General features: G+C 67.1%; 9 protein-coding genes. 8 read left to right on the top strand and 1 reads right to left on the bottom strand.

Annotated features, from left to right (window positions below; translation table 11 throughout):
• Positions 1–139 precede the first annotated feature (139 nt).
• From NQ038_RS03240 to NQ038_RS03215, 6 genes are all read left to right on the top strand, one after another.
• Positions 140–961 carry a basic amino acid ABC transporter substrate-binding protein gene (locus NQ038_RS03240; RefSeq protein WP_257048854.1) on the top strand — a complete coding sequence of 274 codons (822 nt, stop codon included), beginning with the start codon at positions 140–142 and terminating at the stop codon, positions 959–961.
• Positions 962–966: 5 nt separating this feature from the next.
• Entirely contained in the window at positions 967–1758 is a 792-nt protein-coding gene (locus NQ038_RS03235; RefSeq protein ID WP_257048855.1) for an amino acid ABC transporter permease, read from the top strand.
• Position 1759: 1 nt separating this feature from the next.
• Entirely contained in the window at positions 1760–2527 is a 768-nt protein-coding gene (locus tag NQ038_RS03230) for an amino acid ABC transporter ATP-binding protein (protein ID WP_306427695.1), read from the top strand.
• 219 nt (positions 2528–2746) lie between these two features.
• Complete coding sequence (locus NQ038_RS03225; RefSeq protein WP_257048857.1) at positions 2747–4084, top strand: MFS transporter; 1338 nt, start codon at positions 2747–2749, stop codon at positions 4082–4084.
• Positions 4084–5775, top strand: a complete 1692-nt coding sequence (locus tag NQ038_RS03220; RefSeq protein WP_257048859.1) for an amidohydrolase — start codon at positions 4084–4086, stop codon at positions 5773–5775. Before NQ038_RS03225 ends, NQ038_RS03220 begins: the two co-directional genes overlap by 1 nt.
• 98 nt (positions 5776–5873) lie before the next feature.
• Positions 5874–7859 carry an amidase gene (locus NQ038_RS03215; RefSeq protein WP_257048861.1) on the top strand — a complete coding sequence of 662 codons (1986 nt, stop codon included), beginning with the start codon at positions 5874–5876 and terminating at the stop codon, positions 7857–7859.
• Positions 7860–7959: 100 nt separating this feature from the next.
• Here the strand turns inward: NQ038_RS03215 and NQ038_RS03210 are convergent, their stop codons facing one another.
• Positions 7960–9333 carry an aspartate aminotransferase family protein gene (locus NQ038_RS03210; protein WP_257048881.1) on the bottom strand — a complete coding sequence of 458 codons (1374 nt, stop codon included), beginning with the start codon at positions 9331–9333 and terminating at the stop codon, positions 7960–7962.
• 152 nt (positions 9334–9485) lie between these two features.
• Between NQ038_RS03210 and NQ038_RS03205 the strand changes: the two genes are divergently transcribed.
• Both NQ038_RS03205 and NQ038_RS03200 read left to right on the top strand, forming a co-directional pair.
• Positions 9486–10100, top strand: coding sequence for a YigZ family protein (locus NQ038_RS03205; RefSeq protein ID WP_257048863.1), 615 nt, complete (start codon positions 9486–9488; stop codon positions 10098–10100).
• A gap of 54 nt (positions 10101–10154) precedes the next feature.
• Positions 10155–10736, top strand: coding sequence for a hypothetical protein (locus NQ038_RS03200; RefSeq protein ID WP_257048864.1), 582 nt, complete (start codon positions 10155–10157; stop codon positions 10734–10736).
• Positions 10737–10758 lie beyond the last annotated feature (22 nt).

Here is a 10758-nt window from a genome sequence, read left to right as displayed (position 1 = left end):
CTGTGGCCCCGCTGCAATGCAGCGGGGCCACAGGCCTTTTCGATACCTGTTACGTGCGTTACACGTTCTTCTCATATTGTCGGTATAGTTCCTTCCACCCCCGGTTACGTGACCGGAGACACCCAGGAGGAACATACCCGTGAAAGCACTCCCCATCGCGGCGGCACTGGCCGCCGTCGTCCTGACCCTGTCCGCCTGCGGCGGTTCGGCCTCGGAGAAGGATTCCCAGTCGGCCGACGGCTTCACCCCGATCAACGAGGGCAAGCTGACCAACTGCACCCACCTGTCCTACCAGCCCTTCGAGTACGAGAAGGGTGGGGAGATCGTCGGCTTCGATGTCGACATCGTCGCCAAGGTCGCCGAGAAGTTGGGCCTGGAGCAGGAGGTCGTCGACACCCCCTTCGAGACCATCACGACCGGTGCGGCCTTCAACCAGAAGACCTGCGATATCTCGGCGGCCGGCACCACGGTCACCGATGAGCGCAAGGGCAAGGTCGACTTCTCCGATTCCTACTTCGACGCGAACCAGGCGGTCCTCGTCAAGGACAAGAAGCCGGCGGCGGAAGCCGACCTCAAGGGCATGAAGATCGCGGTCCAGCAGGGCACGACCGGTGAGATGTACGCCAATGAGAACTTCAAGGACTCGACCAACACCACCTACGAGGATCTGCCCCTGTCCCTGGAGGCCCTGAAGAACGGCCAGGTCGACGCCGTGGTCAACGACAACGGCGTGCTCTACGACTACGCCAAACAGAACTCGGGCTTCAACGTCGCCTTCGACATCGCCACCGGCGAACACTACGGAATCGCCGTGAAGAAGGGCGATGCCGAACTGCTCAAGACCACGAACGAGGTCCTGGCCGAACTGAAGTCCGACGGCACCTACAACGAGATCTACAAGAAGTGGTTCGGCGTGGACGCGCCCACCGCCGCGGCCTCGGCTGCCGCGACCGATAAGTGACACCCATGAAGAGACGTCAGAAACAACGACTCTCACGCGGGATCCAGTACGCGATCCTGATCGTCATCGTCATCGTCCTGGCCTTCGCGGCCGACTGGCGGACCCTGCTGGAGACCTTCGCCGACCCCAAGGTGGCCGCCGGGATGTTCCCGCAGGTCATCACGGTCGCGTTGAAGAACACGGTGATCTTCACCCTGCTGGGCTTCGTCGTGGGTCTGGCGGCGGCCATCGTCCTGGCGCTCATGCGGCTGTCCTCGGTGGCCGTCTACCGGGGGATCTCGTTCGCCTATATCGAGTTCTTCCGCGGCCTGCCGGCCCTGGTCGTCTTCCTGGCCATGGGGTTCGGCCTGCCGGCGGCCTTCCCGGATGCGCAGATCCCGCGGCTCGTGTCGATCACGATCGCCCTGGGGCTGGTGTCCTCGGCCTATATGGCGGAGACGATCCGTGCCGGCATCCAGGCGGTCCCGCGCGGACAGATCGAGGCCGCCAGGTCCCTGGGCATGTCCCACACCAGGACCACCATCACGATCGTGCTGCCGCAGGCCTTCCGGATCATCCTGCCGCCGCTGACCAACGAGCTGATCCTGCTGACCAAGGACTCGTCCCTGGCCTACATCCTGGGCGCGTCCGTGACGGAACGCGAACTGGCCATGCTGGCCCGCTCCGAAATCGTGTCATCGGCGAGTCTGACGCCGTTCCTGGTGATCGCCGTGTGCTATCTGATCATCACCCTGCCGCTGTCATATCTTTCGCGCAGGCTCGAACGCAAGTACGGATCCGCGGGAATGGGGGCATGAGATGAGCACGTCAGAGGAAACACCGATCGTCTCGATCACGAACCTGGGCAAATCCTTCGGAGACAACGAGGTGCTGCGCGATATCAACCTGGAGATCACCAGGGGCGAGGTCGTGTGCGTCATCGGCCCCTCCGGTTCGGGTAAGTCGACGATGCTGCGCTGCATCAACCTACTGGAGACGCCCAGCCACGGCTCCATCGTGGTCGACGGAATGGACATAACGGATCCGGACCTCGACATCGACGCCGCACGGCGGCGCATCGGCATGGTCTTCCAGGGCTTCAACCTGTTCTCGCACTTAAGCGTGCGGGAGAACCTCACCGTGGCCCAGCGCAAGGTCCTCAAGCGCACAGCGGAACAGGCTGACGCGGAGGCCCAGAAGCAGATCGCCCTGGTCGGGCTGACCGACAAGCTCGACGCCAAACCGGAACAGCTCTCCGGCGGACAGCAGCAGCGCGTGGCCATCGCCAGGTCCCTGGCGATGAACCCCAGCCTGATGCTGTTCGACGAGCCCACCTCGGCCCTGGATCCGGAGACCGTGGGCGATGTGCTGGGCGTGATGCGCGATCTGGCCGATGAGGGGATGACGATGATCGTGGTGACCCACGAGATCGAATTCGCCCGCGAGGTCGCCGACCGGGTCGTCTTCATGGACGGCGGCGTGGTGGTCGAGGCCGGGCCGCCCTCGGCGGTGATCGGCGATCCGCAGCACGAGCGCACCAGGAGCTTCCTGTCCCGCGTCCTGCACCCCACGGAGCCCCGGTCCTGACCGGCCCGCTGAGCGGGTCCTGAAACCCGGGGGCGCACCTCGGCCCATGTAAAACCTGTGTGAACGAATGCCCGGAAGGCTCGCCTTCCGGGCATTCGTGTTCTAGGCATCACAGTGCCGCATGTAACATGTCCCTGTTCCCCTTCGTGAGCCCGGCCACCGCCGCGGCCACGGCCTCGGCCCCGTTCGCGGGCCCAGGAATAGCGACTAAGGAGACCCTTGAGCGACTCAACCGCGCCCGGAATGCGCGAAAAGGTGGAGACCACCCACCACGTCGATGAACAGACCGCCAAGAAGGCCGCGATCGCGGCCCTGGTGGGCACCGCCATGGAGTGGTACGACTTCTTCCTGTTCACCACCGCCAGCGCACTGATCTTCAATGTGCTCTACTTCGATTCCTCCGACCCCTTCCTGGCCACCATGGCGTCCTTCGCCACCATGGCCGTTGGCTTCGTGGCCCGCCCGATCGGCGGCCTGATCTTCGGCCACCTGGGCGATAAGATCGGCCGCAAGACCGTCCTGATGATCACCGTGGTGGGCATCGGCACCGCCACCGGCCTGATCGGCCTGCTGCCTGACCGCCACGCGATCGGCATGGCCGCCCCGGTCCTGCTCATCATCCTGCGCGTCTTCCAGGGCCTGGCCGTGGGCGGCGAATGGGGCGGCGCTGTGACGGCCGCGGTGGAATCCGCGCCGGCGCACAAGCGCGCCTGGTATGCCGCCTTCCCCCAGATCGGCTCGCCCATCGGCACCATCTTGTCCTCCGGTTTCTTCTTCCTGGTCGGCATCATCATCACCAATGACGAGCACTTCAACATGTGGGGCTGGCGCATCCCGTTCCTGCTGGCCATCCCACTGCTGCTGGTCTCCGTCTACATCCGAAAGCACCTGGAGGAAACCCCGGTGTTCCAGGAGCTGGAAGAGGAATCGGCCAAGGAATCGGCCCCTATCATCCAGGTCTTCAAGCACTCGCCCCTGCAGGTGCTCATCGGCTTCGGCGCCAATCTGACCGGCGGTGCCGGCTTCTTCCTGGTCACCACCTTCGTCGTGTCATACGGCACCCAGCAGTTGGGCATGAACAAGAACCTGCTGCTGGCTGCCACCCTGGTGGGCGCGGCCCTGGAGATCCTGGTGCTGGTCTACGGCGGCAAGCTCGGCCAGAAGTACGGCCCTGCCCGCGTGTCCGTGATCGGCGGGGTGCTGACCATCCTGTGCGCCTTCCCCGTCTTCCTCATGGTCGATACCACCAATCCGGTGCTGGTGATCCTGGGCGTGGCCTTCGGCGTCGCCTGCCTGTCGGTGCCCTACGCCGCCAACGGCGCCCTGATGACCGCTCTGTTCCCGCCGGCCCACCGCCTGTCCGGGGTCGCGATCGCCGCCAACCTGGGCTCCATCGTCTCCGGCTTCACGCCGATGATCGCCACCGCGCTACTCCATGCATCGGGTGAGGCCTGGTGGCCCGCGCCCATCATGCTCATCGTCTTCGGTGCGATCACCCTGATCTGCTCGGCGTTGGCGCCGAAGTTCAGTGTCAAAGTGGAAGGATACAAATACTGATGAAACTCGATCTGCTCATCACCGGGGCCCGCGTCCAGACCATGGACCCGGCCCGGCCCACTGCACACACCATCGGCGTATGGGGCGGGCGGATCATCGGCTTGGACGAGGACGTGGCCGGCTTGCCGGCCGCCCGCACGCTGGACTTGGGCGGGGCGACCGTGCTGCCCGGCTTCAACGACGTCCACTGCCACACCACCTGGTTCGGTCTGACGCTCGACAGTGTCGACGTGGAGAACCTGCCCGGAGGCATGGACGAGCTGTACTCCAAGCTCGAGGCCGAGGCGCGCCGCCTGCCCGCGGGCGAATGGATCAACGCCACCGGCTTCGCCCAGCAGGATTACGCCGACCAGTACCCGGACTTGGAGATCCTGGACCGGATCTGCGGCGACCACCCGCTGTTCCTGCGCAAGGTCTCCGGGCACGCCGCAATCGCCAACACCCTGGCGATGGACAAGGCCGGGATGCTCGCGCCAGGGTTCACCGACCCCGAGGGCGGCCTGGTGGTCCGCGATTCCTCCGGCCGGCCCACCGGACTTGTCGAGGAGACCGCCCAGAACCTCGTCCAGGACCTGATCCGGCCCTATTCGCAGGCCCAGATCGAGAAGGTCCTGGGCCTGGCCACCGCGGAATACGCCCGCGAGGGCATCACCAGCTTCGGCGAGGCGGGGATCTGCGGCGGCTGGATCGGCCACTCCCCCGTCGAGGTCAGCGCCTATATGCGGGCACGGACCTCGGGTGCGCTCAAGGCCCGCGCCCAGCTGCTGCCCGCCATCCAGACCCTGCACCCGATCACGGCGAACTCCGCCGATGATTTCGGCACGGGACTGGATCTGGGCATGGTCACCGGCTTCGGCGACGACTACCTGTCGATCGGCCCGACCAAGATGTTCATGGACGGGGCCCTGTCCGGCGAGACCGCGGCGATGAGCGAGAACTACGCCGGCCGCGACACCAAGGGCTATCTGCAGGACGAGTTCGAGGTGCTGCGCGCCCAGGCACTGGCCGCCTACCGGTCCGGCTGGTCGCTGGCGATCCATGCGATCGGCGACCTGGCGGTCAAGGGCGCAGTGGACATCATCGCCGAGGCCGTGGACACCTACGGTGCACCCGGCCACGGCGGTGCCGCCGCCGGCGGCCGGGCCTCGGCACTCAACGCCCACCCCGTGCCCAACCGGATCGAACACGCCGCCATCGTGCCCGATGCGCTGCTGCCGCGGATCAAGGAGTACGGCATCGCGGTGACCCCGCAGTCGGCCTTCGCCGACAACATCGGCGACTCTATGAACACGGTGCTGGGAGGCGCGGACCATCCGCGCACCGCCCAGCTGTACCGCGCCAAGGCCTTCTTCGACGCCGGCATCCTGCTGCCCGGTTCCTCCGACCGGCCGTGTGCCAACGGCAATGTGCTGCGCGGCATCCAGGCCTTCGTGGACCGCGCCACCCGCTCCGGCGCGGTGATGGGATCCGCAGCGGAGAAGCTGAGCCCACTGCAGGCCGTCCAGGCCTACACGACGATCGCAGCACAGGCCTCGGGCCAGGGCCACCTCAAGGGCACCCTGACACCGGGCAAGTTGGCGGACTTCGTCGTGCTGGGCGCCGATCCGCTGACCGTCGATCCCACGACGATCGCCGCCACGGAAGTGCTGGCGACCTTCGTGGGCGGTGTGGAGACCCACACGACGCTCTGATCGAGCGCAATCGAGAACACCACAGAACCGCTGATCCGCCCCGGCTCCGGCCGGGGCGGATCGCGTGGACAATCGGAAAGTTGGAGGAAGCAGAAGTCATGAGCACAGGATTCGACGTCGTCGAGAAGTCGATCGGCCAGCTGCTGGAGGCGCTCGCAGCGGGCCGGGTCACAAGCGTCGACCTGGTGTGCGCCTATCTCAACCGCATCGGGTACTACGACCGCACAGGACTGTGTCTCAAGGCCGTCCCCGTCCTCAACCCCGAGTGCCTGGAGGAGGCGCGCGCCTCCGATGCCCGGCGGGCCGCCGGCACCGTGGGACCGCTCGAGGGCGTTCCGTTCACCGTCAAGGACAGCTACAAGGTCGCCGGCCTCACCGTGGCCTCGGGGTCGCCCGCGCTGGCCGACCTGGTGGCCGGACAGGACGCCCGCGCGGTCGAACTGCTGCGTGCCGCAGGCGCCGTGCTCATCGGCAAGACGAATATGCCGCCGATGGCCGCCGGCGGTGTGCAGCCGGGGCTCTACGATTACGCGCGCAGCCCGTACAACCCCGATTATCTGACCGCGGCCTACGGCTCGGGCTCGTCCAACGGCTCCGGCACGAGCACCGCGGCGAGCTTCGCCGCCTTCGGCATGGCAGAGGAGACGGTCTCCTCGGGCCGCTCGCCGGCCTCGAACAACGCGCTCGTGGCCTACACTCCCTCGCGCGGGGTGTTGTCCATTCGCGGCAATTGGCCCCTGCGCCCCACCTGCGATGTCGTCGTCCCGCACACCCGTGGGGTGGACGACCTGCTGCGGCTGCTCGAGGTGTTGGCGGTGGACGACCCGCAGACCACCGGCGACTTCTGGCGCCAGCAGAGCGCCGTCGAACTCCCCGCACCGGCGACCGTGCTGCCGGCCCCGCGCGAACGGGTTCGGCCCGCACGCTTGGACGGCCTGCGCATCGGTGTGCCGAAGATGTACATCGGCGAGGACCCCACCGCGGAAGTGCCACCGGTCATCAACCCCGCGGTGCGCGCCCTGTGGGACCGCGCAGCTGCCGATCTGCGAGGGCTCGGCGCCACCGTCGTGGCAGTCGACTTCCCCGTTGTTTCGAACTATGAGGAGGACCGGCCGAGCGCCAGGGGCATGGCCGAGCGCGGCCTGGTGCCCCCGGACTGGCGTGCAATCGAAACCGGTACCGTGGCCGCGATGGCCTTCGATCAGTTCCTGGCCGTCAATGGCGACCCGGCCCTGACCAGCTGGGCCGATGTGGACGGCGATGACGTGTTCCCCGCCCAGGACCCACTCATACCCGTGTGGATCACAATGGCCCGCGGCGGCTACGATTTCCAGCGCCTAGCCGAACTCGTCAAAGCAGGACTCCCGGAATCCTATGACGAGGTGCCGCAGCTGGCGGAGGTCCTCCGCGGACTCGAAGCCGTGCGCCGGGTCGATCTGGAGGACTGGATGGACGGGCTCGCCCTGGACGCCATCGCATTCCCCGCCGCCGGGGACGTGGGCCGCGACGATCTGTTCACCCGGCCGGAGAGCCACGCCGATGCATCGCGCAATGGCGTCGTGTACTCCAATGGCAACCGCGTGTTCAGGCACCTGGGCATCCCCACGGTGTCAGTGCCGATGGGCCTCATCGCCGACACCTCGATGCCGGTCAATGTGACCTTTGCCGGGCCCGCCTACACAGACGATGCCCTCTTGGACTTAGCCCATGCTTTCGAGACCGCAACCCACCGGCGTGTGCCGGCCTTCCTCACGCCCAGTCTGCCCGGCAATGTGATCGCGGCGGCCGAAACAGCACCGGGCACGACCGGACCGGAACCGGCGGGCGCACCGGACTTCGCGGTGTCGATCGACTCCGATGAGCGCTCCTGGCTCATCACTGTGACTGTGGCCGGGGCCCCTGCTGCCGGGACCGCGCAGGTGTGGGCCGACGGGCACATCCTGCGCCCGGTGGCCGGCTCGCCGGGCACCTTCAGCGGTCGGATCTCCCTGACGCGCAGGCGCGTGCATCCGGAGCTCCTCGTGGTCGTGCGGGCCGGCCATGCTGCTGCGGCATTCGAAACGGTCCCGCTGCCCACACGCTGACGCCCGACACAGCCGAGGCCCCGGCCCGGTTCCGCACATACGGATCCGGGCCGGGGCCTCGGCTGTCCAGAGCCTGCGGAGCAGCGGGCTCGGAATCGGCTCAGACGGAGTAGTCCGCCTGGGTCAGGACCTCTTCGATGACGTCCAGGCCGGCGTTGAGCTCCTCCTCCGTGACGTTCAGCGGCGGAACCACGTGGATCCGGTTGAAGTTGTTGAATGGTAGGACGCCCGCGGCCTTGATCTTGGCCAGGATGTCCGCGACTTCCGGCGAGCCGCCGCCGTAGGGTGCCAGCGGTTCGCGCGATTCCTGGTCCTTGACCAGCTCGATCGCCCAGAACATGCCGGTGCCACGGACCTCGCCCACGTGCTTGGCGTTCGCGGCGATCTTCTCCAGGCGCGGGCCCACGATCTCCTCGCCCAGTCTGGCCGCATTGTCCACCATGCCCTCGTCGGCCATCGCGTTGATGGTCGCCACGGCGGCGGCGCAGGCCAGCGGGTGGCCCGAGTAGGTCAGGCCGCCGGGGTATGAGCGCTGGCCGAAGTGGGAGTAGATCGCATCGTTCATCACGACTCCGCCCAGGGGCACGTAACCGGAGTTCACGCCCTTGGCGAAGGTGATGACGTCGGGCACGATGCCAAAGCGTTCGAAGGCGAACCAGCTGCCGGCGCGGCCGAACCCGGCCATCACCTCGTCGGCGATGTAGACGATGCCGTACTTCGTGGCCAGTTCGCGCACGCCCTGCATGTACTCGTCACTGGGGATCATGATGCCGGCGGTGCCGGGAATCGACTCCAGGATGATGGCGGCGATGGTCTCCGGGCCCTCCAGCTGGATGGTCCGTTCCAGATGGTGCAGGGCCCGGCGGGTCTCCTGTTCCTCGGTCTGCGCATCGAATTCGGAGCGGTAGAGGAATGGGCCGAAGAAGTGCACAACGCCCGAGTCGGCGGTGTCGCTGGGGATCCGGCGGGGGTCGCCGGTGACGTTGACGGCCAGGTCGGTCCCACCGTGGTAGCTGTGGTAGCGCGAGAGCACCTTGCGCCGGCCGGTGAACTGGCGGGCCATCCGGATCGCGTGCTCATTGGCGTCCGCGCCGGCATTGGTGAAGAACACGTGGTCGAGCCCGGCGGGGGTGCGTTCGGTGATGAGCCGGGCGGCCTCGGAGCGGGCGGCATTGGCGTGGGCCGGGTTGATGGTGCACAACAGGTCCGCCTGGTCCTTGATCGCCTGGACGACTGCCGGGTGCTGGTGGCCGATGTTCGTGTTGACCAGCTGACTGGTGAAGTCCAGGTAGCGCTTGCCGTCGCCGTCGAAGACATAGGAGCCCTGTGCGCGGGAGACGACCATGGGGGTGATCTGCTGCTGGGCCGACCATGAGTGGAACACATGTGCACGGTCCAGCTCATAGGCGCGCTGGGATTCTGCGACGATGGCTGCGGTTTCCTCCGGAGACAGTTCCGGGGCGTTGGCGGGCATAGCGGTCACACTATCTTTTTCCTTCTGGTGGAAAGGGCGGGGTTTGCGACGCGGCTCACAGAACCACCGTCGAGGACATCGTAGATCACAGCGCCGGGCAGCGTGAAGCCCTGTCCGCATCCTGTCCGTGTGCACCCGCTAGGCTGGCCGGTATGCCCCTGTACAGCCTGGCCGAACCCGTTGCAGCCGAACTGGAGATCAAGCGCTCCCGCTTCTTGACCGTGGTCGCGCCGGTGGCCGACGAGCCCGCCGCCAGGGCCGTCGTCGCAGCGGCGCGCGCGGACCATCCGAAGGCGCGCCACCACTGCTCGGCCTTCGTCCTGGGCCCCGCACCGCAGGTGCGCCGGTCCAGCGACGACGGGGAGCCCTCAGGTACTGCCGGCATCCCGATGCTCGATGTGTTGGTGGGCCGTGAACTGACCGATGTGGTCGCCGTTGTCACCCGCTACTTCGGTGGGACCCTGTTGGGCGCAGGCGGTCTGGTCCGCGCCTACGGCGGGGCGGTCTCGGCCGCACTCGAGGACGCGGTGATCACCACCAGGGACCTGCTGGTCCCGCTGACCGTCACCGTCCCCTACGCCCTGGCCGAGCTGCTGCGCGCCCGCATCGGGCAGGCCGGCTGGCGGGTGCTCGACCAGCGGTTCGCCGCCGAGGTGACCCTGACCTTCGCCGTACCGCGGGATGCGGTCCCCGACGCCAGGGCCGCGGTGGCCGATTTGTCGGCCGGGCGCATCGAGCCCGTGGAGGGCCGGGCCGATTGGCTCTGAACCGATCGCGCGCAGACCCACACAAGCCGGCTCCACTCCCCTAGACTGGGGAACATGAACGCAGCCGACAACGCCGCAGATCCCCTCGAATCACCGTCCCTCGAACCGCTGCGCACGGCGCTCGAGTCGTCCGGTGCACTGAGCAATGTGCACGCAGCGGATGGAATCGTGTTCGGCCTGGCCGATCTAGCCGCCGTCGACGCACAGCTGATCGTCAATGTGGACCCGGAATTGGAAGAGCGCACCGCAGCGCAAATCGACTCCGCGGTGCTCATCGGACACATCAAGGGGCTGTTGGCCCAGACCCCGGAGGATTGGCAGGCCATCGTCGAGGCCACGATCGACGAACTGATCGAAGCCGAGGAATTCGAAGAGGAATCCGCGCAGGACGAGGACCTGATGGCGGCCCTGCGCGACGATATGGAGCTGACCAGCGTGGCGGTGCTCCACGAGGCGGTGCTGCTCGAGTTCGCCGCGGAGGAAACCCTCCCGGATCATTGGGTGCGGGTGCAGCTGGACGAGGACCTCGACGTCTTCGCGGCGATGCTCGATGAGAAGGACGAGGACGAAGACGACACCCTGGTCTTCGACTCACTCGACGACCTACTGGCCCATCTGGAGGGCGAGGAGCCCTGAGCTCGAGCGAGGCTGTGCCAGG

Origin of the sequence: Brevibacterium sp. 50QC2O2 (assembly GCF_024580675.1) — a bacterium.
GTDB lineage: Bacteria > Actinomycetota > Actinomycetes > Actinomycetales > Brevibacteriaceae > Brevibacterium > Brevibacterium moorei.
Note: the sequence above shows the minus strand (reverse complement) of the source record. Positions and strands in the feature narration are given on the sequence as shown.